General features: G+C 54.7%; 1 rRNA gene. It reads right to left on the reverse strand.

Annotated elements, in window-relative coordinates:
• Window positions 1-201, reverse strand: a 23S ribosomal RNA gene (locus K5I40_RS24215); the annotation flags it as partial.

The following is a 201-nucleotide window of genomic DNA, read 5'->3' on the forward strand; positions in this document are numbered from 1 at the left end:
ATGTCCGACCAGGATTAGCTAACCTTCGTGCTCCTCCGTTACTCTTTAGGAGGAGACCGCCCCAGTCAAACTACCCACCAGACACTGTCCGCAACCCGGATTACGGGTCCACGTTAGAACACCAGCCATTAAAGGGTGGTATTTCAAGGATGGCTCCACGCAGACTGGCGTCCACGCTTCAAAGCCTCCCACCTATCCTAC

The organism is Leclercia sp. LTM14 (assembly GCF_023736175.1).
Classification (GTDB): Bacteria; Pseudomonadota; Gammaproteobacteria; order Enterobacterales; family Enterobacteriaceae; genus Enterobacter; species Enterobacter barmai.